The organism is Actinomadura meridiana (assembly GCF_039537545.1).
Taxonomy (GTDB): domain Bacteria; phylum Actinomycetota; class Actinomycetes; order Streptosporangiales; family Streptosporangiaceae; genus Spirillospora; species Spirillospora meridiana.
On record NZ_BAABAS010000015.1, the window covers coordinates 1 to 22,846 of the forward strand.

General features: G+C 70.7%; 23 protein-coding genes. 14 read left to right on the forward strand and 9 right to left on the reverse strand.

The genetic code is table 11. From position 1 onward, the window contains the following. The first annotated feature begins 120 nt into the window (after positions 1-120). The 5 genes from ABD808_RS21220 (at position 121) to ABD808_RS21240 (ending at position 4,218) form a co-directional block, all read left to right on the forward strand. Complete coding sequence (locus tag ABD808_RS21220; protein WP_344899326.1) at positions 121-933, forward strand: phosphotransferase; 813 nt, start codon at positions 121-123, stop codon at positions 931-933. A gap of 107 nt (positions 934-1,040) precedes the next feature. Beyond that, the gene (locus ABD808_RS21225; RefSeq protein WP_344899328.1) at positions 1,041-1,319 is read left to right on the forward strand and encodes a YciI family protein; all 279 of its coding nucleotides are present in this window, start codon (positions 1,041-1,043) and stop codon (positions 1,317-1,319) included. Beyond that, positions 1,316-2,524, forward strand: coding sequence for an RNA polymerase sigma factor (locus ABD808_RS21230; protein ID WP_344899330.1), 1,209 nt, complete (start codon positions 1,316-1,318; stop codon positions 2,522-2,524). Before ABD808_RS21225 ends, ABD808_RS21230 begins: the two co-directional genes overlap by 4 nt. A 79-nt stretch (positions 2,525-2,603) precedes the next feature. Beyond that, positions 2,604-3,329 carry a DUF899 family protein gene (locus ABD808_RS21235; protein WP_344899332.1) on the forward strand — a complete coding sequence of 242 codons (726 nt, stop codon included), beginning with the start codon at positions 2,604-2,606 and terminating at the stop codon, positions 3,327-3,329. Positions 3,330-3,399: 70 nt separating this feature from the next. After that, on the forward strand, positions 3,400-4,218 hold the full coding sequence (locus ABD808_RS21240) for a hypothetical protein (RefSeq protein ID WP_344899334.1): 819 nt from the start codon (positions 3,400-3,402) through the stop codon (positions 4,216-4,218). Here ABD808_RS21240 and ABD808_RS21245 read toward each other — a convergent pair. Further along, entirely contained in the window at positions 4,215-4,988 is a 774-nt protein-coding gene (locus ABD808_RS21245; protein WP_344899336.1) for an enoyl-CoA hydratase/isomerase family protein, read from the reverse strand. The two genes, ABD808_RS21240 and ABD808_RS21245, sit on opposite strands and share 4 nt — an antisense overlap. Positions 4,989-5,117: 129 nt before the next feature. On the opposite strand from ABD808_RS21245, the gene ABD808_RS21250 reads away from it, so the two are divergent. Together ABD808_RS21250 and ABD808_RS21255 are read left to right on the forward strand one after the other, a co-directional pair. After that, positions 5,118-5,978 (forward strand): biotin--[acetyl-CoA-carboxylase] ligase, encoded by an 861-nt coding sequence (locus tag ABD808_RS21250; protein ID WP_344899338.1) that lies wholly within the window; start codon positions 5,118-5,120, stop codon positions 5,976-5,978. 30 nt (positions 5,979-6,008) lie between these two features. Beyond that, the gene (locus ABD808_RS21255; protein ID WP_344899340.1) at positions 6,009-7,007 is read left to right on the forward strand and encodes an adenylate/guanylate cyclase domain-containing protein; all 999 of its coding nucleotides are present in this window, start codon (positions 6,009-6,011) and stop codon (positions 7,005-7,007) included. On the opposite strand, the gene ABD808_RS21260 is transcribed toward ABD808_RS21255, so the two are convergent. From ABD808_RS21260 to ABD808_RS21270, 3 genes are all read right to left on the reverse strand, one after another. Continuing rightward, entirely contained in the window at positions 7,004-8,431 is a 1,428-nt protein-coding gene (locus tag ABD808_RS21260; RefSeq protein ID WP_344899342.1) for an MFS transporter, read from the reverse strand. The two genes, ABD808_RS21255 and ABD808_RS21260, sit on opposite strands and share 4 nt — an antisense overlap. A 212-nt stretch (positions 8,432-8,643) precedes the next feature. Further along, positions 8,644-9,141: a bacterioferritin gene (gene bfr, locus ABD808_RS21265; protein ID WP_344899344.1), complete on the reverse strand. Its 498-nt coding sequence runs from the start codon at positions 9,139-9,141 to the stop codon at positions 8,644-8,646. A gap of 98 nt (positions 9,142-9,239) precedes the next feature. Beyond that, a complete protein-coding gene (locus ABD808_RS21270) occupies positions 9,240-9,590 on the reverse strand; it encodes a (2Fe-2S)-binding protein (RefSeq protein ID WP_344899346.1) in 351 nt (116 codons plus the stop codon). 206 nt (positions 9,591-9,796) lie between these two features. Here ABD808_RS21270 and treY point away from each other — a divergent pair, with 206 nt between their 5' ends. The 4 genes from treY (at position 9,797) to ABD808_RS21290 (ending at position 16,072) form a co-directional block, all read left to right on the forward strand. Beyond that, positions 9,797-12,079, forward strand: a complete 2,283-nt coding sequence (gene treY / locus ABD808_RS21275) for a malto-oligosyltrehalose synthase (protein ID WP_344899348.1) — start codon at positions 9,797-9,799, stop codon at positions 12,077-12,079. Beyond that, positions 12,076-13,866, forward strand: a complete 1,791-nt coding sequence (gene treZ / locus ABD808_RS21280) for a malto-oligosyltrehalose trehalohydrolase (protein ID WP_344899350.1) — start codon at positions 12,076-12,078, stop codon at positions 13,864-13,866. Before treY ends, treZ begins: the two co-directional genes overlap by 4 nt. A 160-nt stretch (positions 13,867-14,026) precedes the next feature. Continuing rightward, positions 14,027-14,698, forward strand: a complete 672-nt coding sequence (locus tag ABD808_RS21285; RefSeq protein WP_019629095.1) for a response regulator transcription factor — start codon at positions 14,027-14,029, stop codon at positions 14,696-14,698. A gap of 102 nt (positions 14,699-14,800) precedes the next feature. Continuing rightward, complete coding sequence (locus ABD808_RS21290; RefSeq protein WP_344899352.1) at positions 14,801-16,072, forward strand: ATP-binding protein; 1,272 nt, start codon at positions 14,801-14,803, stop codon at positions 16,070-16,072. A gap of 7 nt (positions 16,073-16,079) precedes the next feature. Here the strand turns inward: ABD808_RS21290 and ABD808_RS21295 are convergent, their stop codons facing one another. Next, on the reverse strand, positions 16,080-16,667 hold the full coding sequence (locus ABD808_RS21295; protein ID WP_344899354.1) for a GtrA family protein: 588 nt from the start codon (positions 16,665-16,667) through the stop codon (positions 16,080-16,082). 223 nt (positions 16,668-16,890) lie between these two features. Between ABD808_RS21295 and ABD808_RS21300 the strand changes: the two genes are divergently transcribed. Both ABD808_RS21300 and purE read left to right on the forward strand, forming a co-directional pair. Next, positions 16,891-18,078, forward strand: coding sequence for a 5-(carboxyamino)imidazole ribonucleotide synthase (locus ABD808_RS21300; protein WP_344899356.1), 1,188 nt, complete (start codon positions 16,891-16,893; stop codon positions 18,076-18,078). Positions 18,079-18,146: 68 nt separating this feature from the next. Next, positions 18,147-18,614 (forward strand): 5-(carboxyamino)imidazole ribonucleotide mutase, encoded by a 468-nt coding sequence (purE, locus tag ABD808_RS21305; RefSeq protein ID WP_344900158.1) that lies wholly within the window; start codon positions 18,147-18,149, stop codon positions 18,612-18,614. Positions 18,615-18,656: 42 nt separating this feature from the next. On the opposite strand, the gene ABD808_RS21310 is transcribed toward purE, so the two are convergent. Beyond that, positions 18,657-19,076, reverse strand: coding sequence for a CoA-binding protein (locus ABD808_RS21310; protein WP_344899358.1), 420 nt, complete (start codon positions 19,074-19,076; stop codon positions 18,657-18,659). A 37-nt stretch (positions 19,077-19,113) separates the two neighbouring features. Next, on the reverse strand, positions 19,114-20,448 hold the full coding sequence (locus tag ABD808_RS21315) for a UDP-glucose dehydrogenase family protein (protein WP_344899360.1): 1,335 nt from the start codon (positions 20,446-20,448) through the stop codon (positions 19,114-19,116). A gap of 232 nt (positions 20,449-20,680) precedes the next feature. Here ABD808_RS21315 and ABD808_RS21320 point away from each other — a divergent pair, with 232 nt between their 5' ends. Then, positions 20,681-21,076 carry a hypothetical protein gene (locus tag ABD808_RS21320; protein WP_344899362.1) on the forward strand — a complete coding sequence of 132 codons (396 nt, stop codon included), beginning with the start codon at positions 20,681-20,683 and terminating at the stop codon, positions 21,074-21,076. A 78-nt stretch (positions 21,077-21,154) separates the two neighbouring features. Here ABD808_RS21320 and ABD808_RS21325 read toward each other — a convergent pair whose 3' ends face one another. Beyond that, entirely contained in the window at positions 21,155-21,910 is a 756-nt protein-coding gene (locus ABD808_RS21325; RefSeq protein WP_344899364.1) for a hypothetical protein, read from the reverse strand. Between the two features lie 58 nt (positions 21,911-21,968). After that, positions 21,969-22,841: a thioesterase family protein gene (locus ABD808_RS21330; protein WP_344899366.1), complete on the reverse strand. Its 873-nt coding sequence runs from the start codon at positions 22,839-22,841 to the stop codon at positions 21,969-21,971. Positions 22,842-22,846: the final 5 nt, after the last annotated feature.

A 22,846-nucleotide genomic window follows, 5' to 3' on the forward strand; every position in this document is an offset into this window, starting at 1 on the left:
GTTACCGGACCCCTCTCGAGGTCCACACCGAATACCTGGCCCGGCAGCAAGCAGCGTAGATCTGCCCGCATATCACCCATCAAGCAGCTGTCCGGAAAGCGCGGGGCCCCTCATTGATCAATGCGTGGCGACTGGTCCGACCTGCCGGACGGGGTGCTCGGGGCGATCATGGCGCACACCGGGCCGATCCAGGCGGTCGAGCCTGCGCCCGCCGGTAATCACGCGGACGTCGCTGCGACCGTCCATGCCGGTGGTGAGCGACTGTTCGTCAAGGCTGCCCGCAAGAGCGAGCTGGACAGCGATGGCCCGGAGGTCCGGTCCCTGCGTTGGGAAGCCGCGATCAATCCGCACGTCGCCGAGTACGCCCCCCGCCTTCGCTGGACGGTGGAGGTCGGGGGGTGGTTCGTCCTGGCCTTCGAGCACGTCCGGGCTCGCCACGCCGACTACGCGCCGGGTTCGGCGGACCTGGACGTCTTGGCCAAGGTCATCGACGGCCTCCGGACTCATCCGGTCCCGTCGGTGCTGGCACGCAAGCGCGTCGAGCGTCGCTGGGAGGCGATGGCCGATGTCACGGTGCTCGCTGGCGACACGTTGCTGCACGCGGATCTGAACCCTGCCAACGTCCTGCTGGGTGCGGACGGATCGGTTTACTTGGTGGACTGGGCGTTCGCTGGCCGCGGGGCAGCGTTCCTGGAGTTGGCGTTGCTTGTTCCCTGGCTGCTGAAGGCCGGGCATACACCTGCTGAGGCTGAAGGGTGGCTCTCCCGGTTTCCTGCGTGGACGAGCACTGGCCAGGCGGCCATCGATCTGTTCAGCCGAGTCTTCGCGGACAAGTGGAAGCTCAACCTGGTCACCAACAACGCGGAGTGGACGAAAGAGCACGCCGATGCCGCCCGGCAATGGGCTGATCACCGGCTGGGGGATGGGCGGTAACTACCTGGGTGCCGGAGGTGGCTTGTGGTCGGGGCGGGCAGTATTGGGGGATGAGGTATGTGTTGTTGATCTGTGACGATGAGGGTGTCTCGCCTAGTAATGAGGAGTTGGCGGACGATCCGGTGCATCGGGCCTGGGTGGACGATCTGGAGCGGCGGGGGGCCGAGGTGCTGGGGATGCGGTTGCGGCCGGTTGTTGATGCGACCAGCGTTCGGGTTCGGGACGGGGAGACGTTGGTGTCGGACGGGCCGTTCGCCGAGACCAAGGACTTCGTCGGTGGGTTCGTGATCATTGAGTGCGCGGATCTTGATGAGGCCATTGAGATCGCTGCCGGGCATCCCTATGCGCGTTGGGGCGGCGTGGAGATCCGTCCTGTGTGGGAATGAGCGCCGGGGAGGGTGCGCGGGCGGCGGTTGAGGCGGCTTATCGGGACGAGTGGGGTCAGGTCGTCGCGACTCTGATCGGCATGACCGGCGACTGGGATCTTGCCGAGGACTGTGCGCAGGAGGCGTTCGCCGTCGCGTTGGCTAGTTGGGGGCGTGATGGGGTGCCGCGGCGGCCGGGGGCCTGGTTGACTACCGCGGCTCGTAATCGGGCGATTGATCGGCTGCGGCGGGACGCGGCGGGCGCGGCCAAGTTGCGCCAGCTCGCGGTGCTTGCGCGTGAGCCGGAGGAAGACCCGGTGGGGGATATTCCGGACGAGCGGTTGCGGCTGATCTTTACGTGTTGTCATCCGGCGTTGCCGTTTCCGGCTCGGGTGGCGCTTACATTGCGGACGTTGGCGGGGTTGAGCACCGAAGAGATCGCGCGGGCGTTTCTGGTGGCCGAGCCTGCGATGGCGCAGCGGCTGGTTCGGGCTAAGCGCAAGATTCGGGAGGCGGGCATCCCGTATCGGGTGCCGCCGGTGGAGTCGCTTCCCCAGCGGCTGGCGGGTGTTCTTGCGGTGCTCTACCTGGTCTTCAACCAGGGCTATGACGAGGACGGGCCTCGGGGGTTGGCGGCTGAGGGCATTCGGTTGGGGCGGGTGTTGGTTCGGCTGATGCCGGACGAGGCGGAGCCGCGTGGGTTGTTGGCGTTGATGTTGCTGCATGAGGCTCGGCGCGAGACCCGGGTGGAGGGTGGCGTGCTCGTCACACTGGAGAACCAGGATCGGTCGCGGTGGGACGGTGAGCTGATCGCCGAGGGGATGGCCATCCTCGACCGGACGGTGGGGCCTGGCGGGCCGTATCAGGTGCAGGCCGCCATTGCTGCCTGTCATGCGACCGCGCCTGATGCGGCTAGTACCGACTGGTCGCAGATTGCTGCGCTGTATGACGAGCTGGGGCGGTTGGCGCCGTCGCCGGTTGTGGAGCTCAATCGGGCCGTGGCGGTTGCGATGGTGGAGGGTGTTCCGGCCGGGTTGGCGATCGTTGAGGAGCTGGCGGCGTCTGGGCGGCTTGAGGGGTATCACCTGTTGCCCGCTACTCGTGCTGATCTGCTGCGGCGGGACGGGCGTTCCGCTGAGGCTCGGGCGTCGTATGAGGAGGCGTTGGAGTTGGCGCCTACGGAGGCTGAGCGTCGGTATCTGGCGGGGCGTCTTCGGGAGCTTTGAGTTTTTTCTCTGGTGATGTCGATCCCGGGTAGGGCTTCTTCGTCGGTGGGGTGACAGTCACCGGGAGGAAGGAAGATCCATGGGAACCGACATGCCGATGCCGGACGTCGTCGACCGGGCCACCTGGCAGGCGAAGGTGGACGAGTTGCGGGTGCGGGAGAAGGCACATACGCATGAGGGTGACGCGATCGCGGCCGCGCGGCGGCGGCTGCCGATGGTGGAGGTCGATGCCAAGGCGCTGTTGGTCGGGGCGGACGGGCCGACCACGTTGCTGGACGCCTTCGAGGGTCGTAGGCAGCTGGTCGCCTACTACATGATGTGGTCCGCCGGTCGTCCGGCCGCGGAGCAGTGCAACGGTTGCACGTTCTTCAACAGCCAGGTTCGTGAGCTGTCCTACTTGAACGCCGCAGACATCACCTACGCGACGCTCTGCCAGGGGCCGTATGAGGAGACCGTCCGGTACCGCGACTTCATGGGCTGGGATGTGCCCTGGTACTCCGCCCGGGACTCCGCCGAGACGCTGCTGGAGGGGCGGACGCCCGGCATGTTCCACCTGGTGTGCTACCTGCGGGACGGCGACCGCGTGTTCGAGACGTACTGGACGAGCGGCCGTGGCGTCGAGGCGATGGACGTCAGCTACGGGCTGATGGACATGACCGTCTACGGACGCCACGAGACCTGGGAGGACTCGCCCGAGGGCTGGCCCCGGGACGGGTCGGACGGTGCCGGGTTCTTCAGCACCGACGGGCGTCCGACCTCCCAGTGGTCACGCTTGGAGGCCGGACGCTCCGACGACCTCGGCTAGGACATCGGGACCCCTCCCTCGCGGCCCTCTCTACGCTGCCGTCAGTGCGTCGCGAGGGAGAACACCGATGATGGTTCCCGCTGGCCCCTTACGCCGTCGTCAGTTGCGGCTCATTCTCCTCATCGTCATGCTGATATCCCTGATAGCGGCATTCGGGAGCGGCCTGACACTGCCGTTCATGGGAGACCCGGAGGATTCCCCGGACTACGGTGTGGCGAAATGCGACGGAGACCTGATGAGCCCGGGGGACGAATGTCTCCTCGTCAGTGAACCCGACAGTGGGGTCCTTGAGCGGTACAGCTACGACGAAATGGTGGAGAAAAGCAAGGACGACGCGCGCTTGGAGCACGAGGCCACGGTAGTCGTCTTCGCGGTCGCGTTGCCTGTTTCGCTCATCTCCCTGGCGCTCTGGCTGGTCTACGAGGTGCCGCCCCGGCGCCGGTGGAGACGGGACCCCCTCGTCCCCCTGGCGCGGCGTCGCGGCTGGACGATAGGCGGTCCTGATCCCGACGTGGCGGGAAACGGGCTCTCCGGTCGGCCCATCGGAGTGATAGCCGGGGAATCGTACGGCTGGTGCTTCGAGGTCGAGCGCTATGAGCGGGTCACCTGGTTCCATGTGCTCTTCCTGGACGGCCCCGGGTCGCAGGTGAACATCAATATCGACTCAGCCGGAAATCTGTCCTTCGTTGGTGACGCGGGGTTGGGCCGGCGGTTGATGACCGAGCCGGTTCGGCAGGTCGCCGTGCAGTACGGCATCACCAATTTCTCGGTGAGCCCAGACAGGGTCACCAACGGCCGGTCGGGCTCATGGGAATGGACGTCAGAGGCCGATGTCGAAGCGGTGCTCGCAGGGGTGACCGCGCTGGTGTCCGCGATGCGGACGCCCTAGTCGCTCCAGTTGGGGCGGCGTTTCTCGTTGAAGGCGGCGATGCCCTCGCGGCGGTCGGCGGAGAACGCCACGGCGCGCCAGGCGTTCTCCTCCAGGTCGAGGCCCGCCTCCAGGCTGACGCCGCCGCCGAGGCGCAGGGCGCGTTTCGCGGCGCGGACGGCGATGGGGGAGTTGCCCGCGATGGTGGCCGCGATCTTCAGGGCCTCCTCGCGGGCCGTTCCGGCGGCCACCCTGCGGTCGACGAGGCCGTACTCCACGGCCTCGTCGACGCCCAGACGACGGCCGGTGAGGACGAGGTCGGCGGCCCGGCCGGGGCCGAGGCGGCGGAGGGCGAGCTGGGTTCCGCCGCCGCCGGGGACGAGGCCGACGCTCACCTCGGGGAGGCCGAACACGGCCGTCTCGTCCGCGACGATCAGGTCCGTGGACAGGGCGAACTCGCAGCCGCCGCCGAGCGCGAAGCCGTGCACGGCCGCGATCACCGGCTGCGGCAGGTTCAGGACGCCGCCGAACGCCGCCCGGAAAATGGGACGCTGCGCGAGGATCTCCGCGTCCGTCATCGCGTTGCGCTCCTTGAGGTCGGCGCCGACGCAGAACGCCTTCTCCCCGGCCGCGCTCAGCACCACCGAGCGGACGGACGTGTCCGCCGCGACCTCCGCGCAGACCGCCGCGAGTCGCCGCGCCATCGCCGTCGACAGGGCGTTGAGGGCCTCCGGCCGGTCCAGCACGATCTCGGCGACATGTCCGTCGCGGCGCAGCGTCACACCATCCATTGGAGCAATGTACTCATCGCGTTTTCCCGCCCCGGCGGCCCGGGGCTGCCATCGTGCTTGTTGCGACGTCGTGCTTGTTGCGACGGTCGCCGAGGGAGGGCGATGGCGTCCATGAGGTTGGATGGTGTGGTGAGCGACTCACCTTATGGCGATCTTGAGAGGCCCCCGCTGCGCGAGAAGGCGCTGGAGCGTGCGCTGGTCGGGGACGGCGGGCTGTGGCGGGAGGTGCGGGTCGTGGCCGAGACCGGGTCCACCAACGCCGACCTCGCGGCGCGCGCCGCGGACGGGGCGCCGGAGGGCGCCGTGCTCGTCACCGAGTCGCAGACCGCGGGACGCGGGCGGCTCGGCCGGCCGTGGGAGGCGCCGCCGCGGTCGGGGCTGATGTTCTCGATGTTGCTGCGCCCGCCCGTGCCGGTGCCGATGCTCGGCTGGGCGTCCCTGCTGACCGGTGTCGCCGTCGCGACGGCCATCCGCCGGATGACGGCGTGGTCGCAGGCGGGCGAGGGCTTCCTGCGCGACAGCGGCGACGTGGCCGTGGACGTCCGGCTGAAATGGCCGAACGACCTGCTGGTCGGCGACCGCAAGCTCGCCGGGATACTGGTGGAGAAGGTCGACGGCGGCCTCGTCGTCGGTGTCGGCCTGAACGTCGGCCTGCGGGAGGAGGAGCTGCCCGTGGCGACCGCGACGTCCCTGGCGATCGAGGGCGCTCCGCTGACCGACCGGGCGCCGCTGCTGCGCGCGATCCTGCGCGGGTTCGAGACCTGGTACCGGGAGTGGACGGCGCTGGACGGCGACCCGCAGAGCAGCGGGCTGCGCCCCGCCTACAAGGAGCTGTGCGCCACGCTCGGACGACGGGTCAGGGTGGAGTTGCCCGGCGACGAACGCGTGGAGGGGACCGCGCGGGACGTGGACGACACCGGACGCCTGGTCGTCTCCGGCCCCGGCGGGGACATCGCGATCAGCGCGGGCGACGTCATCCACGTCCGATGAGGGACTGAGGGGCGGACAATGGCGGCCGGAATGCCGGATCCGAAGGAGATCGAGGAGCTGCTGCTCGGGGGCGAGCTGCGGTACAACCGCGTCGACGCCGTCCGCCTGGCGGGGGTCTCGCGGGAGTTCTCCGGCCGGGTGTGGCGCGCGTTCGGCTACCCGTCGATGCCGGACGAGACCGTCGCCTACACCGAGGGCGACATCGCCGCCCTGGACCGGATCCGCCGCCTGATGGACGACGGCGTCCTGGACGAGGAGGGCGTGATCCGCCTGGTCCGCGCGTTCGGCCAGACCATGACAAGGCTCGCGGAGTGGCAGGTCAGCCTGCTGCGCAGCATGCTCACCCAGGATCCGCACGACACGCCGCCCGCCGAGGCCGTCCAGACGATCGTGGACGTCGCCGAGAAGCACATCGGCGAGTTCGAGCCGCTGGTCGTGCACGCCTGGCGGCGGCAGCTCGCCGCGGCCGGGACGCGGGCGCTGGCCGCCGCCGCGACGGGCGAGGGCGGCGACCCGGCGGGCCACACCACGGTCGGGTTCGCGGACATGGTGTCGTTCACGCAGGTCAGCCGGGAGCTTGAGGAGATCGAGCTGGCCCGGATCGTGGAGTGGTTCGAGGAGACCGCCGCCGACATCATCGCCACCTGCGGCGGCCGCCTGGTGAAGACGCTCGGCGACGAGGTGCTGTTCAGCGCGGAGCAGCCGGAGATCGGCGCGGAGATCGCGTTGACCATCGCGGCCGCCATCCAGGACGAGACTGAGGTGCCCGACGTGCGGGTCGGCGTCGCGCACGGGCCGGTGGTGCCGCTGATGGGCGACCTGTTCGGCACGACGGTGAACCTCGCGGCCCGGCTGACGTCGCTGGCCCGGCCCGGCGCCGTCGTGATCGACGGGGAACTGGCGGCGGCGTTGGAGCCGGACGCCGCGTACGAGATCACCCAGATCGTCCGGCGCCCGGTCCGCGGCCTCGGCATCGTCCAGCCGTACGTGCTGCGCCGCCGCCAGGCCCGTCCGCCCGACACCGCCTAGCGCGTCCTCGCCCGCGTCGCCCGCAGCAGAATGAGGGCCGTGCCCGCGCCCACGAGGGTGATCAGCGCCGCGGTCAGCAGGCCGTCGTGGAGGCCGGTCAGCACGTCCGACGCGGCCGTGCCGGTGGTGCGGGTGGACACGACGGCGGCGAGCGCGGCGACGCCCACGGTGGTGCCGAGGAACTGCGCCGTCTGCGCCAGGCCGCCCGCGGCGCCCTGCTCCTCGCCGCGCAGACCCGAGGTCATCGTGGTGATGAACGAGACGACCGACACCACGTGCCCGAAGCCGAGCCCGCCGGACGTCAGCAGCAGCAACGCCAGGTTCCCCCCGGTGGGGAGCAGGACCATCCCCGCCGTGCTCGCGGCCTGGACGGTGAGCCCGGCGACGAGGGCCCGGCCGGTGCCGATCCGTCCGATCAGCCGGGACGCTACGGTGCCCGCGACGATCGCCGCCACGCCCTCGGTGATGAACCCGAAGCCCGTGGTGAGCGGCGAGCAGTCCAGGACGTCCTGCATGTACAGGCTCAGCAGCACCGTGGTGCCGCCGCACATCCCGAAGGTGATGAACCCGATCAGCCCCGCCCACTTGATGGTGCGGCGGTTCAGCATGGCCGGCGCGATCAGCGGCTCCCGCCGCCTGCCCTCCACGAGCAGGAAGGCCGCGACGAGGACGGCCCCGCCGCCGAGCGACGCGAGCGTCCGGGCGCTGGTCCATCCGTTGGCGCCGCCGGTCGAGAAGCCGTACACCAGCGCCAGCAGGCCCGCGGTGATCAGTGCCGCGCCGGGGACGTCCAGCCGGGACGCGCCCCGGTCGTCGCTCCTCGGCAGCAGCGTCACGGCGCCGACCAGCGAGATCGTGCCGATGACGAACAGGATCAGCATGGTCCAGCGCCAGTTGAGCCCGTTGGTGATCAGCCCGCCGCCGATCGTGCCGACCACGAAGCCCAGCGACAGCAGCGCCCCGTTCACGCCGAGCGCCCGCGTGCGCCGCGGCCCCTCGGGGAACGACGAGGTCAGCAGCGTCAGCGCGGTCGGCCCGACCATCGCGGCGCCGAGGCCCTGGCCGGCGCGGGCGGCCACCAGCGTCCACGGCTCGGTGGCGAGCCCCGCGACGAGGCAGAACGCGGTGAGCACGGCGAGCCCCGCGACGAACAGGCGGCGGCGGCCGACCAGGTCCGCGACGCGGCCGAACAGCAGCAGCAGGCTGGCGGTCGGCAGGACGCAGGCCGTCATGACCCATTGCAGGTCGCTGGTGGTGGTGAAGTGCAGGTCCCGTCCGATCTCGGGCAGCGCGACCGTGACGATCGAGAAGTCGAGGCCGACGAGGGCCTGCGCGCTGCACAGCGTGATCAGGACGAGCCAGCCCCGGACGCCGAGCCGGTCCGATGTCCCCACCGGCTCACGGGTGCCGTCGACGGTCTCCATTGGTGCCTTCTCTCGACGTGGTGTTCGAGAGAAGACTGCGCGGCGGCGTGGGGCGTAGCCAGATCCCTGTCATGTGTACACCTGGCAGGTGCAGGTTACGGGGCGGACGCTTCGACGGGACGCACGGACGCTTCGACGGGACGCGCCGACGCCCTCACGCCGGGCTCGTACCGGTCAGGGCGGGGGTGGTCCGGCCCTGACCGGCGCGTCGGTCAGACGGGTTTGATCGCGTCTTCGCCGGGGGCGTCGGTGAGGCGCTGGAGGTAGTTCTGCTCGCCGAGGGACTGGACGAGGCTCAGCTCGGTCTCCAGGTAGTCGATGTGCTCCTCCTCGTCGGCGAGGATGTCCTCGAAGATGCGGGCGGACGTGACGTCGCCGCGCGAGCGCATCAGGCCGATGCCGGGACGCAGCCGGGCCACGGCCTCCAGCTCGACGGCGAGGTCGGCCTCCAGTTGCTCGACGATGTTCTGCCCGATCCGCAGCGTGCCGAGCTTCTGGTAGTTCGGCAGGCCCTCCAGGAACAGGATCCGGTCGGTCAGCCGCTCCGCGTGCTTCATCTCGTCGAACGACTCGTCGCGGGTGTGCTCGGCGATGCGGGTGAAGCCCCAGTTGGCCTGCATCTTGGAGTGCAGGAAGTACTGGTTGATCGCCGTGAGTTCCGCGGTGAGCTGGTCGTTCAGCAGCGCGATGATGTCCTTGTCGCCTTCCATGGCCCCCATGCTTCCACGCCGGGGGATTCCGGCACAGCACTGACACCCGCACAGCGCCTGTCCGCCCAGGTGGGGCGGGGCCGTGCGGGTCGGAAGGCTCAGGCGGCGGTCGGCCGGGCGTCCCCCTCCTCGGTCTCGACGTTGACCTGCGCGGTCTTGGCGTTGACCTGCTCGGTCTTGGCGTTGACCGGTGCGATCGGCTCGTTCGGCTCGACCGGCCCGATCGGTTCGGGGACGGCCGTCAGCGCGGCCGGTCCGCCGGTGAGGGCGTCGGCGAGTTCGCTGGCGGTGCGGTACTGGCTGACCATCGAGTGGATGCGCCTGGTGCAGGTGCCGCACGCGGGCTTGAAACCGCAGGCGGCCTTGACTTCCTTGGCGGTCCGGCAACCGCTCGCCATACAGCCGTTCACGTCGTCCTCCGTGACGGCGTTGCAGACGCAGACGTACATGGCGGGCTGCGGACCTTTCCTGCGGCTTAGGGAACCCTCATTAAGGTTAGGCTCCCCTAAGGTAGCCCAGCCTCATCCGATCTGGCCAGCGGGCCCCCGCCGGTGTGATCCACCCCTCACGGGGAAAGCCTTTCCTCGCTATGTGCGCCGCCGAGCCCGCTCCCGAGGATCCGCTCCCCGGCGACGAACCCCCTGGTGAGGAGATCGTGTCCGAGGACCATCTGGCCGAAGAGGCCCTGGCCGAAGTCAACAGAGGAATCCCGGAGCGGGACGTGGTCGCCGTCCCGCCGTCCGGCACCTACCGGCTCCAACTGCGCGGCACCCCCGGCGAGCGCTTCGGGTTCGCCGAGGCCGCGGCGCTCGCCCCCTACCTGGCGTCTCTCGGCGTGTCCCACGTCTACCTGTCGCCGATCCTGCGGGCGGCCCCCGGGTCGGCGCACGGCTACGACGTGATCGACCACTCCCGGCTCGCGGACGAGCTCGGCGGCTCCGAGGCGTTCGGCGCCATGTCCGCCCGGTTCCGGGCGCACGGGCTGAAGGTGCTGGTGGACGTCGTCCCGAACCACATGGCGATCCCGGTGCCGCACGAGCTGAACCTGCCGTTGGCGGCCGTCCTCGCCGACGGTCCCGCGTCGCCGTTCGCGAAGTGGTTCGACATCGACTGGGACGCGGGCGGCGGACGGGTCGTCCTGCCCGGCGGGGGCCCGCCGAACTACCGCCGGTTCTTCGACATCGACGGCCTGATCGGCCTGCGCCAGGAAGACCCGGAGGTGTTCGAGCGCACCCACGCGCTGCTGCTCGGCCTGGTCGAGGAGGGCCTGGTGGACGGCCTGCGCGTCGACCACGTGGACGGTCTCGCCGACCCGCGCGGCTACCTGCGGCGGCTGGCGGAGGCGGCCCCGGACGCCTGGCTGGTCGTCGAGAAGATCACCGAGGGCGCGGAGCGGCTGCCGCCCGACTGGCCGTGCGCGGGCACCACCGGTTACGACTCCCTCCCCATGATCGGTGGGCTGTTCGTCGATCCGGCGGGGGAGAAGCCGCTGACCGACTACTACGTGGCATTGACGGGCGGCCCGCGTGACTTCGCCGAGGTCGAGCGGGAGTCTCGCCGGTACGCCGCCGCGCACTGCCTCGGACCGGAAATCGAACGGCTGCTGCGGGTCTTGGAGCGGGCGGTGGGCGGGCGGCGTCCCGGTCTGGAACGGGCGCTGGTCGAGTTGCTCGTCGCCATGCCCGTCTACCGCGCGTACGTGGTGCCGGGGGAGGACGCGCCCCAGCAGGCCGTGGACGTCCTGGACGAGGCCGCCCGCCGCGCCCGCGCGCACCTCTCGGACGACCTGCACGCCGACCTGGACACGGTCGTCGACCTGGCCCTCGGACGCGGTGAGCGCACCGACGCCGAGTTCATCGTGCGTTTCCAGCAGACGTCGGCGCCGCTGGCCGCCAAGGGCGTCGAGGACACGGCGTTCTACCGGTGGAACCGCATGGCCGCCCTGAACGAGGTCGGCGGCTCCCCGGGCCGGTTCTCCGTCGGCACCGACGAGTTCCATGCGCACTGCGCGCGGCTGGCCCGCGACTGGCCGTCCACGATGACGACGCTGTCCACGCACGACACGAAACGGGAGGAGGACGTCCGGGCATGGCTGTCCGTGCTGTCGGAGCTTCCCGGTGAGTGGGCGGAGGCAGTGGATCGCTGGCGGAACTGGGGTCCGGACCCATCGCCGCTTGAGCCAGACCTTGAGTACCTCCTCTGGCAGACCCTCGTCGGTGCTTGGCCGCTGACGTCAGGGCGCTTGGAAGAGTTCCTCACCAAGGCGATGCGCGAAGCCAAGACCCGCACGTCGTGGCTCGATCAGGACCCCGCCTACGAGGAGGCGGTGTTGGCGTACGCGCGCGGGGTCCTCGGCGATCCCGACCTGGTCACCGACATGACCTCGTTCGTCGCGAAGCTGACGTCCTACGCGCGGGTGAACACGCTCGGGCAGAAGATCGTCCAGCTGGCCATGCCCGGTGTTCCCGACGTCTACCAGGGCTGCGAGCTGACCGGGCTGGCGCTGGTCGATCCCGACAACCGGCGGCCGGTCGACTACGGGCGGCGCCGCGAGCACCTGTTCCGGCTCGACACGGGGCGGCAGCCGAAGGAGGTGGACGACGAGAAGCTGCTCGTGACGGCGCGGACGCTGCGGCTGCGTCGAGCCCACCCCGAATGGTTCGGCCCGAAGGCCGGGTACGAGCCGATCGCCGCGCACGGGACCGCCGCCGAGCACGTCGTCGGCTTCGCCCGCGGGGACGCCGTCGCGCTCGCCACGCGGCTGCCCGTGGGCCTGGAACGCCGTGGCGGCTGGAGGGGGACGCGGGTCGACGTCCGCCGCCAGGGCTGGCGGGACATCCTGACGAGCTGCACCCACATGGGCCCGATCCTGGACGCCGCCCGCCTCTTCGAGCACCTTCCCGTCGCGCTGCTCGTCCCCAGGGAGATCGATCGGTGACCACCCGGTTCGAGGTGTGGGCGCCGCTCGCCGAGCGCGTCGACGTCGTGCTCAGGGGCGCCCGGCGCCATTCCATGGAGGCGGCGGGCTCCGGCTGGTGGCGGGCCGAGGTGTCAGAAGCGGCACACGGCACCGACTACGGCTTCTCCTTGGACGGCGCGGAGGAGGTGCTCCCCGACCCGCGCTCCCCGTGGCAACCAAACGGCGTGCACGCGCTGAGTCGCGTCTACGACCACGAACGGTTCGCCTGGACGGATCAGCACTGGCATGGACGTCCCCTCCCCGGAAGCGTCCTGTACGAGCTGCACGTGGGCACGTTCACCCCGGAGGGCACGTTCGACGCGGCGGTGGAGCGTCTCGACCATCTGGCGGCACTCGGGGTGGACGCCGTGGAGCTGCTGCCCGTCGCCGCCTTTCCCGGCAGCCGTGGCTGGGGTTACGACGGTGTGCACCTGTGGGCGCCGTACGAACCGTATGGAGGTCCTGACGGGTTGAAGCGTTTCGTGGACGCCGCCCATGCGCGGGGCCTCGCCGTCGTCCTGGACGTCGTCTACAACCACCTGGGCCCGGACGGTAACCGCCTAGGCAGCTATGGCCCGTACTTCACCAGCGCCTACGCCACGCCCTGGGGCGACACGGTGAACTTCGACCAGGAGGGGTCGGACGAGGTCCGCGCGTTCGTCGTGGACAACGCGCTGATGTGGCTGCGCGACTACCACGTCGATGGGCTCCGCCTTGACGCCGTCCACGCCATCACCGACCACGGGGCCGTCCATATCCTGGAAGAGCTGGCACGCGCCGTGGCGGGCCTTTCGGCGCACCTCGGTAGGGAACTGTTCCTCATCGCCGAATCCGACCTGAACGACCCACGGCTGGTGACGTCCAGAGAAGCGGGCGGCTACGGGTTGGACGCGCAGTGGAGCGACGACTTCCACCACGCCCTCCACGCCGCGCTCACCGGCGAACGGCAGGGCTACTACTGCGACTTCGGTTCCTTGGAGACGCTCAAGAAGGCGCTGACGAACGTCTTCGTCCACGACGGCACGATGTCGAAGTATCGGGGGCGGCACCACGGGCGTCCGGTCGACGTCCGGCGGACGCCCGCGCACCGGTTCCTCGGCTTCCTCCAGAACCACGACCAGGTGGGGAACCGGGCGTCGGGCGACCGGATCGGCGCCGTCCTGAAAGCGTCGGGAATCGCGCCGTCGATGCTCAGGGTCGGTGCGGCGCTGCTCCTGCTCGCGCCGTTCACGCCCATGCTGTTCATGGGCGAGGAGTGGGGCGCGTCCACCCCGTGGTGCTACTTCACCGACCACCAGGACCCCGACCTGGCGCGCGCGGTCTCCGAGGGACGCCGCCGCGAGTTCGCGCGGAACGGGTGGACGGACGCCGTCCCCGATCCACAGGCTGTGGAAACCTTCCGGCGCTCCGTCCTCGACTGGACGGAACCCGACCTGCCGCACCATCGCGACCTGCTCGAATGGCACCGGTCCCTGATCGCGCTGCGCCGGTCGAGACCCGAACTGAACGATCCGAGCCTGACCGCGACGGCCGTCGAGGTGGGCGAGAGCCCGGCCCGCTGGCTGACGATGCGGCGCGGCGCGGTGTGCGTCGCCGCGAATCTCGGCGAGGCCGCCGTCACGCTCCCCGTGCGGGCCCCGGGCGCCTCTCCGTCGCGCCTGATACTCACATCAAATACGGCAATCGGCATCAAAGAGGTAATATTCGGCGATTCATCATCAATCAGCATTGAACTTCCGGGGTGCTCGGTGGCGATCCTCGCCTGACCTCGGACGGCACGACCCCACGACCCCCAGGCGGGATGACACGAGCCGTCCCGATTTAACCGGAAAAGCGGTATTCGAGGATGTACTATGAGTGGCAAACCGCAGGTCAAGAGCGCGGCGGGGGCCGGGCAATGTTCAAGAATGGTCATACGATCGACCCATGACCTCAGTACTGCTCGCCGAGGACGACACGTCCATCTCCGAGCCTCTCGCCCGCGCGCTGCGTCGCGAGGGGTACACCGTCGAAGTCAGCCCGGACGGCCCGCAGGCCCTGGAACGGGCGCTCGGCGGTGGTGTGGACCTGATCGTCCTTGATCTCGGCCTTCCCGAATTGGACGGCCTTGAGGTGGCCCGCAGGGTGCGGGCCGAGGGGCACGGCGTGCCCATCCTGATCCTGACCGCCCGTGCCGACGAGGTCGACACCGTCGTCGGTCTGGACGCGGGCGCCGACGACTACGTGACCAAGCCGTTCCGGCTCGCCGAACTGCTCGCCCGCGTGCGGGCGCTGCTGCGCCGGGGCAGCACCGAGACGCCCATCGTCCAGGGGGTGCGGATCGACGCCGAGTCGCGCCGCGCCTGGATGGGCGACCAGGAACTCCAGCTCACGACCAAGGAGTTCGACCTGCTGCGCGTCCTCGTGCGCGACGCGGGCAAGGTCGTCACCCGCGAACAGATCATGCGGGAGGTGTGGGACACCAACTGGTGGGGTTCCACGAAGACGCTCGACATGCACATTTCCTGGCTGCGCCGCAAGCTCGGCGACGACGCCGGCAGCCCCCGCTACATCACGACGGTGCGGGGCGTCGGCTTCCGGTTCGAGCGCGGCGACTAACACCGGCCGCCACGGACGCGCGGTACGCCCGGGGGTCTTCCCGAGAGACCCCCAGGGGCGACGTACCGCCGTTTTCGTGGCCCCACCCTCGAAGGAGCCCTGATGAGGCGCCGACTCCTCCTGTCGACGCTCGCGGTGGCGGTGGTCGCGATCCTGTCGCTCGGAATACCCCTCGCCTACGCCGCGCACAAGCTCGTCTACGAGGAGGCCGGTCGGTCGCTGGACCGTGAGGCGTCCTCCATCGCGGGCGGTGTCGGCTTCAGCCTGGAGACCAGGCGGCCGGTCACCGGCGCGCTGATCGCGCGGGAGTACCCCGGCCGGCACATCTCCGTCGGCCTGCCCGACGGCCGCACGCTCACCGCGGGTCCGCCGCGGCGCGGGGACGTCCTGTCCGCCACCCGCACCCACGGCGCGATCCGCGTGCGGGTGTCGCGGCCGAAGGCCGAGGTCCGCGACGACGCGCTGCGGCTGATGCTGTTCATCGGCAGCCTCGCGCTGCTCGGCGTCGCCCTCACCGTCGCGCTCGCGATGGTGCAGGCGCGCAAGCTGACGCTGCCGCTGGTCGACCTCGCCGAGACCGCCGACCGGCTCGGCAGCGGCAACGCGCGACCGCGCCGCCGCCGCTACGGCGTGCCCGAGGTCGACCGGGTCGCCGAGGTGCTGGACTGTAGCGCCGTCCGCATCGCCGACCTGGTCGCCGCGGGCCGCGAGTTCGCCTCCGACGCCAGCCACCAGCTCCGCACGCCGCTGACCGCGCTGTCCATGCGGCTGGAGGAGATGATCGAGGCCGCCGACTACCCGGACGTCGTCCGGGAGGAGGGCGCCGCCGCCGTCACGCAGGCCGAACGTCTCGTCGCGGTCGTCGAGCAGCTACTGGCCCGCGCCCGGCACGACCGCACCGGCGGCGCGATCGCCTCGCCCATCGACGAGATCATCGAGCAGCAGGTGGAGGAGTGGCGGCCCATCTTCCGGCGGGACGGCCGCGACGTCCGGATCATCGGGGAGCAGGGCCTCGTCGGGATGACCAACCCGGAGGGCCTCTCCCAGATCGTCGCGACGCTCCTGGACAACTCACTCATGCACGGCGCGGGCACCGTGACCATCCACACCAAGCCCGGCGCCAGCTCCGTCGTCGTCGAGATCGGCGACGAGGGCACCGGCATCCCGCCGGAACTGGAGCCCCGCATCTTCGAGCGGAGCGTCAGCGGCGGCCGCGGCACCGGCCTCGGCCTGTACCTGGCCCGGTCCCTGGCCGTCGTGGACGGCGGCCGCCTGGAGCTGCTGCACTCACGCCCGGCCGTCTTCGGGATCTTCCTCCGGCCGCCCGCCGAGGCCCGGCTCGCGGCCGAGCGCGTCGTGCTGGGCCCCGCCTGAACCCCGCTCAGATCTCCGCGTAGTCCTCGGCGGCGCGCGCGTCGAGCGGATGCCCGAGCCGCTGCGACGGCGTCTCCGGGACGACCGCGCGGTGCGCGCCCGGCCCCTCGGCCTCGGCCTCGGCGGGCTCGGGAAGCCCGGACGCGGGCACGACCGGCGGCGCCGACGCCGGGAGGAACACCCACTTCTTGTACGACCAGAAGCGGAACAGCGTCGCGACGCCCGTCCCGACGACCAGCGCGGCGTTGTAGAAGAACGCGCCGGACAGCCCGAGGACGTAGTGCGAGAACCCGATGAACAGCTCCGTGATCACGAGCCCGACGCCGTTCAGCGCGAAGAACAGGACGTACTCGCGGCCGAGGCCGGTGCGGTCGCGGTGCCGGAACGTCCAGTAGCGGTTGGCCAGGTACGAGAACGTCGTGGCGATCACCGTCGCGACGCCGTTGGACGTCAGCGGCCCCACGCCCAGCCCCGTGTTCAGGCCGTTACCGATCGCGACGGTGATGACGAACGCGATCGCGCCCACGCTGCCGAACTTGGCGAGCTCACGCACGAGATGCGCGAACTGACGTCGAATATTGGCGACCAGGCTCACGAAGGGGAACCGTCCTTCCGGACTTCGTCTGTGCGCCACGGCCGACGCGCGGCGGTTGTTGCGGGGGCATTACGAGAATAGACGCACGTGGCCCCTGAGACGTCGGAACATGAACGTTTCACGTTGTCCGAGCGTTCCATGCCCATATCCGAGACCCCCACACACAGGTTCGACGCACCACACCCCCGCTCCGTTCGCCCCACCCTGCCGATAGCCTTTTGACGTGACGAAATCAGGGGTGCCCGTGGTCGGGATGGCGGGTGGGGGGCAGCTTGCCCGGATGACCCAGCAGGCCGCGATCGGGCTCGGCGTGTCGCTGCGCGTGCTCGCCGGGTCGCCGGACGACTCGGCGGCGAAGGTCGTGTCCGACGTCCGGGTCGGCGACGACCGGTCCCTTGACGATCTCGTGGCGTTCGCCGAGGGCTGTGACGTGGTGACGTTCGACCACGAGCACGTCCCGGGGCCGAACATCCGGAAGCTGGAGTCGTCGGGCGTGCCGTGCCGTCCCGGCGCCGCCGCGCTGGCGCACGCGCAGGACAAGCTCGTGATGCGCGAACGACTGACCGCCATGGGCGTCCCATGCCCCGACTACGTGCATCTGCACCGGTCGGCGCCGCTGGCGATGCTGGAGACCTTCGCCAGCAAGCACGGGTTCCCGCTGGTACTCAAGGCGGCTCGCGGCGGCTACGACGGTAAGGGCGTCTGGGTCCTGGACGCTCTTGACCGCGCGGCCGTGGAGCTGGTGCACGAGCTGCTGGCCGGGGACGTCGACCTGATGGTCGAGGAGCATGTGGGGTTCACGCGGGAGCTGGCCGCGCTTGTCGCGCGCTCCCCGTATGGGCAGGGCGCCGCGTATCCGATCGTGGAGACCGTTCAGGAGGGCGGCATCTGCACGGAGGTGATCTCGCCCGCGCCCGGGTTGTCGAAGGACACCGCGGTGGAGGCGCAGCACCTCGCGCTTACCGTCGCCGCCGAACTTGATGTTGTCGGGCTTCTCGCGGTCGAGCTGTTCGAGACCGAGCGCGGGCTGATCGTCAACGAACTGGCGATGCGGCCGCACAACTCCGGCCACTGGACGATCGAGGGCGCCAGGACGTCGCAGTTCGAGCAGCATCTGCGGGCCGTGCTGGATCTGCCGCTCGGGTCCACCGAGCCCACCGCCCGGTACACGGTCATGGCCAACGTGCTCGGTGGTGATGACCCGGACGTCCACTCCCGCTACTTCCACGTGATGGCGCACGACCCGGCGGTCAAGGTGCACCTGTACGGGAAGGAGTCGCGGCCCGGCCGCAAGATCGGCCATGTCACGGCTCTGGGGGACGACCTCGCTGACTTGCGGGAGCGTGCTCGGCATGCGGCCGACTACCTGCGGTGGGGCACCGCGATGAGCGAACGGGAGGAACGGCGATGACGCCTCCGCGCCCTGGTGGGGGGACGACCCCCCACGCCCCCCGGAACGGCCCCATGGTCGGTGTCGTGATGGGCAGTGACTCCGACTGGCCCGTTATGCGGGACGCGGCCGACGCGCTCTCCGAGTTCGGCGTCCCGTACGAGGCCGACGTCGTGTCCGCGCACCGGATGCCGCGCGACATGATCGCCTACGGGGAGGGCGCCGTCGCGCGCGGCCTCCGGGTGATCATCGCGGGGGCGGGCGGGGCGGCGCATCTGCCCGGCATGCTGGCCTCGGTGACGCCGCTGCCGGTGATCGGCGTGCCGGTTCCGCTGAAGTACCTGGACGGGATGGACTCGTTGCTCTCGATCGTCCAGATGCCCGCCGGAGTCCCCGTCGCGACGGTCGCGGTGGGTGCCGCGCGCAACGCGGGGCTGCTCGCCGTCCGCATCCTGGCGGCGTCCGACGAGGATCTACGCGGCGCCATGGAGGAGTTCCAACGTGATCTCCACAGCCAGGCCAAGGCGAAGGGCGCGCGGCTGCGAGAGGGCCTCTGAGCGCCGTCAGCGGCACGGCGTTCGTCGGCGGCGCGGTGATCGTCAGCGGCGCAGGGCCCACTCGACGGCGGGGCAGCGGTTCATGACGACGTCCAGCCCGGCGTCCCGCGCGCGTTCGGCGGCGGCCTCGTCGATCACCTGGAGTGGCAGCCACACCGCCTTCGCGCCCGCCGCGATCGCCTCGTCCACCGCCTGCCCCGCGTACTCGGCGCGGCGGTAGACGCCCACCACGTCGACGTCGGAGACGTCCGGCACGTCGGCCAGGGAGGCGTAGCCCTTCTCGCCGAGCACCTCGCGGGCCGCCGGATGGACGGGGATGATCCGTTTTCCGCGTTCCTGGAGGAGGCGAGCCTGGGTGTGGACCTCCCGGTCGGGGTTGTCGCCTAGGCCGATGAAGGCCCACGTTTTCGACTCGTTCAGCAGCCGCCTGATGACGTCCTGGTCTGCATAGGGATCAGCCATGTCGACGACAACAGCGTGGGCCTCCCGCCGCTTCCCGTCAGGGGCGGCCCAGGGCGCGGTAGTTCCATCCGGCGGCGCGCCACCGGTCGGGGTCGAGGGCGTGGCGGCCGTCGACGATGTTGCGTTCGGCGACGGTCTTGGCGAGCGCGGACGGGTCCATGTCGCGGAACTCCTGCCATTCGGTCAGCAACAGGACGACATGGGCGTCTCGGGCGGCGGAGAGGGCCGACTCCCCGTACTCCAGGTTCGGCTGCGCGCGTCGGGCGTTGCGCATCGCCTTCGGGTCGTACACCGTCACCTTGGCGCCCTGCGCGCGGATGGACGCCGCGACGTCCAGCGCGGGCGAGTCGCGCACGTCGTCGGAGTCGGGTTTGAACGCGGCGCCGAGCACGCCGACCGTCCGTCCGGAGAACGAGCCGCCGAGCAGCTCGCGGGCGAGGTCCACCGTCCGGATCCGGCGCCGGATGTTGATCTCGTCGACCTCGCGCAGGAACGTCAGCGCCTGGTCGGCGCCCAGCTCACCGGCCCGCGCCATGAACGCGCGGATGTCCTTCGGCAGGCAGCCGCCGCCGAAGCCGAGCCCGGGGCCGAGGAACCGGCCGCCGATCCGGCCGTCGTGCGACAGCGCCTCCGCCAGCTTCGTGACGTCGGCGTGCGCCGCCTCGCACACCTCCGCCATCGCGTTGATGAACGAGATCTTGGTGGCGAGGAAGGCGTTGGCCGCGACCTTCACCAGCTCCGCGGTCGCGTAGTCGGTGGTGACGAACGGGATGTCGTCGGCGATCATCGTCCGGTAGACCTCGCGCAGCACCTTCTCGGCGTGCTCGGCCGCGCCCTGCTCGGCGGGCAGCCCGGCGACGATCCGATCCGGGCGCAGGGTGTCCTGGACGGCGAACCCCTCGCGCAGGAACTCCGGGTTCCACGCCAGGACGGCGTCGCCGCCCGCAGGCGCCGTCCGCGCGAACATGTCGGCCAGCCCCTCCGCCGCCCCGACCGGCACGGTGGACTTGCCGACGATCAGACAGGGGCGGTTCAGCAGCGGCGCGAGCGACCTGGCGGCGGCGTGCACGTAGGACATGTCGGCCGCGTACTCCCCGGCCTTCTGCGGCGTCCCGACGCACAGGAAGTGGACGTCGCCGAACTCCGCGGCCTCCGCGTACGACGAGGTGAAGCGCAGCCGTCCGCTGTCCAGCCCCCGGCGCAGCACCGGCTCCAGCCCGGGTTCGTAGAACGGCAGGTGACCGGCGGCGAGACGGGCGATCCGCGTCTCGTCCACGTCGAGGCCCAGCACGTCGAAGCCCAGATCGGCCATGCAGGCCGCGTGGGTGGCGCCGAGGTATCCGGTTCCGATGACCGTCAGCCGGTAGGCCAAGGCCCGCTCCTCTCACTCCACTTACGCCGACAAGGGGCCTTGTAGGAAAAGTGCCCACTTTGGGGTCCGCCCACCGCCCGCCGCAGTGTACTGACCGGAGTTCGTCCGACGCGGTAGCGCCAGCCGTACGGGGGATCTCCCGCAGGCGGGATCGACCGGCCGGGGACCATGATCACAGACTGCTTGGGGTCAGCGTGATGCACCGGCATCACCGTCAAAGGGGGATTCATCCATGCGTGCGAAAATCCTTGCGGGCCTCACCGTCGCCGCCGCGCTGGCGGCGGGACCGGCCGCCCCGGCCCTGGCCGCCCACGCCCCGAAGGCCGACGCGTGCGAGGCACAGCTCAGGGAGGACGGGGCCATCGTCGGCAACCCCAACGAGCCCGACCACTGGGGGCCCTGGGCCGCCGTTGTGTGGGACGTGCGGTGCACCGAGGCCCGCCATCTGAAGGTGAAGATCGACTACGTGTACGGCCGCTCGGTCGTCTCGGAGACCGACGTCGAGGCGGGCGGCGAGTGGCGGGCCCTGGACTTCACGCCGTCGCCGGACGGAAAGGGGGAGAACGGCTACATCAGGATCACCGCGAACGATCAGGTCGTGGCCGAGGAGGCGTTCACCTGGGACTGACAGTCTCCGGCGGTCTCGCCTGGTCAGACGGGAGCCCCGCCCGGATGGGCGGGGCTCCGGCCGTCTCGCGCGCCGTGGTCAGGCGTGGGAGATGTCGAGGATGATGTGGCCGTTCGGCGCCTTGCGCGGGCTGAGCTTCAGGCCGTTGTAGGTCGAGGACGAGGCCGAGTTCGGCTGGTCCGTGTTGAACGAGGTCAGCGACCTGGAGTTGCCCTTGCGGAGCGTGAAGGTCGCCTGGTTGCCCTTGATGTCGACGTCGATCGCGTCGATCCCGTACTTTCGGTCGATCTTGATCTCCTGGCCGTCGGCGACCTCGACCTCGCAGTCGGCGTCGAGACACGCCGCGAGGTTGGTGCCGTCCTTGGCCAGGGACTTCGCGGGTTTCGCGGCGGGCTTGGCGGCGGGCTTGGCGGCGGGCTTCGCGACGGGCTTCGTCGCGGGCTTGGCGGCGGGCTGTCCCGCAGGCTGACCGGCGGGCTGTCCCGCGGGTTGGGCGGCGGGCTTGGCGGCCGGTTTCTCCTGCTGCGCGGCCTCGGGCTGCGCTTCCGCGTTCTGTGCGTCCGCGTTCTGTGCGTGCTGCGCGTTCTGTGCGTCTGGCTGGGCCTGTGCGTCGGCCCCTTGCTCGTTGGACGCGTTCTGCGCGGCCGGTACGTCCGGCACCTGGGCCGGTTGCGGTATGTCCGCCGCTTCCTGCGCGGGATCGGCGGCCGACGCGCTGTTCGCGTCCGGTGGCGACGGCGGTGGCGCGGCACTCGCGGCGGCCGCGGTGCCGATGGAGGCGGTGAACGCCAGTGCGGCGGTCGTGGTGAGCAGGGTGAGCTTACTTGTCGACATCCCGATGGACTCCTGACGAGTGGCTACTCTCTGTCAAGAAGATTGTTACCCACAGTGATCACTCATGAACACGGAGGTGGGGCGGCGTGTCGCGGGACGAGATTCTCTGGACGGGCGTCCGCTCGTCCACCAGAAGCGTCTGGAGGACGCGGCCGACCTCGCCGGACGTGTCGGCGAGCGTCGCGTGGCACAGGGCGCTGCCGCCGGGGCTCGCGTCCAGGGAGGCGTCCATCCGCAGCCACGCGCCGACCGGGTCACGGTGCAGCGCGACGGTCAGGTCCGTGTTGATGATCAGCCAGGCGGACAGGTCGAGCTGGCTGCCGACGCCGGACGCGCTGTCGGCCAGCGTCAGCGCCCGCACGAGCGGCGTGTCGGCCTCACCGGCGATGAGCGGGATCCGGGACCGCGCCCAGACCGCGGCCGGGCCCGGCTCGGCGAAGGAGCCGTGCACGGGACGCCATTCCATCGCGGCGAGATAGCCGGTCACGTGCATGCCGTCCCAGGGCCCGAGGGGCGGCGTGACGGCGGGACGAGGCGGCGGCACCGGCGCGTGCACGACGGGCTCCAGATGCTTCGGCGCCTCCAGGATCCGCCAACCCGACGCGCGCACGACGGGCCGCCCCTCATGGGTGACCTCGCCTTCGAGGAGCGTGACGCGCCTGCCCGGACGGGACACGCGGACCCGCACGTCCAGCGTCGCGACCGGCACCGGGCCGAGGATCTCGACCGTGACCCGCGCGACCCTCGTGCCGGGGACGGGCTCGTGCCGCTCGAAGGCGCGTCCGACCAGGGCCGAGACGGGGCCGCCGTGCTGGAGCTTCGGCGACCACGGCCCGGCCGTGGCGGGGGTGGCGGTGAAACTGTCGTCGCCGACCGGCTCGAAGAACACTTCGGCGGGGACGTCCTCGCTCATCAGGTCCTCAACGCTCATCGGCC

Bases quoted from the DNA above. Each gene is read 5' to 3' on its own strand.
- ABD808_RS21220 (WP_344899326.1), top strand. From the start codon at position 121: ATGCGTGGCGACTGGTCCGACCTGCCGGACGGGGTGCTCGGGGCGATC.
- ABD808_RS21230 (WP_344899330.1), top strand. From the start codon at position 1,316: ATGAGCGCCGGGGAGGGTGCGCGGGCGGCGGTTGAGGCGGCTTATCGG.
- ABD808_RS21235 (WP_344899332.1), top strand. From the start codon at position 2,604: ATGGGAACCGACATGCCGATGCCGGACGTCGTCGACCGGGCCACCTGG.
- ABD808_RS21240 (WP_344899334.1), top strand. From the start codon at position 3,400: ATGGTTCCCGCTGGCCCCTTACGCCGTCGTCAGTTGCGGCTCATTCTC.
- ABD808_RS21245 (WP_344899336.1), bottom strand. From the start codon at position 4,988: ATGGATGGTGTGACGCTGCGCCGCGACGGACATGTCGCCGAGATCGTG.
- ABD808_RS21255 (WP_344899340.1), top strand. From the start codon at position 6,009: ATGCCGGATCCGAAGGAGATCGAGGAGCTGCTGCTCGGGGGCGAGCTG.
- ABD808_RS21260 (WP_344899342.1), bottom strand. From the start codon at position 8,431: ATGGAGACCGTCGACGGCACCCGTGAGCCGGTGGGGACATCGGACCGG.
- bfr (WP_344899344.1), bottom strand. From the start codon at position 9,141: ATGGAAGGCGACAAGGACATCATCGCGCTGCTGAACGACCAGCTCACC.
- ABD808_RS21270 (WP_344899346.1), bottom strand. From the start codon at position 9,590: ATGTACGTCTGCGTCTGCAACGCCGTCACGGAGGACGACGTGAACGGC.
- ABD808_RS21285 (WP_019629095.1), top strand. From the start codon at position 14,027: ATGACCTCAGTACTGCTCGCCGAGGACGACACGTCCATCTCCGAGCCT.
- ABD808_RS21290 (WP_344899352.1), top strand. From the start codon at position 14,801: ATGAGGCGCCGACTCCTCCTGTCGACGCTCGCGGTGGCGGTGGTCGCG.
- purE (WP_344900158.1), top strand. From the start codon at position 18,147: ATGGGCAGTGACTCCGACTGGCCCGTTATGCGGGACGCGGCCGACGCG.
- ABD808_RS21310 (WP_344899358.1), bottom strand. From the start codon at position 19,076: ATGGCTGATCCCTATGCAGACCAGGACGTCATCAGGCGGCTGCTGAAC.
- ABD808_RS21320 (WP_344899362.1), top strand. From the start codon at position 20,681: ATGCGTGCGAAAATCCTTGCGGGCCTCACCGTCGCCGCCGCGCTGGCG.
- ABD808_RS21325 (WP_344899364.1), bottom strand. From the start codon at position 21,910: ATGTCGACAAGTAAGCTCACCCTGCTCACCACGACCGCCGCACTGGCG.
- ABD808_RS21330 (WP_344899366.1), bottom strand. From the start codon at position 22,841: ATGAGCGTTGAGGACCTGATGAGCGAGGACGTCCCCGCCGAAGTGTTC.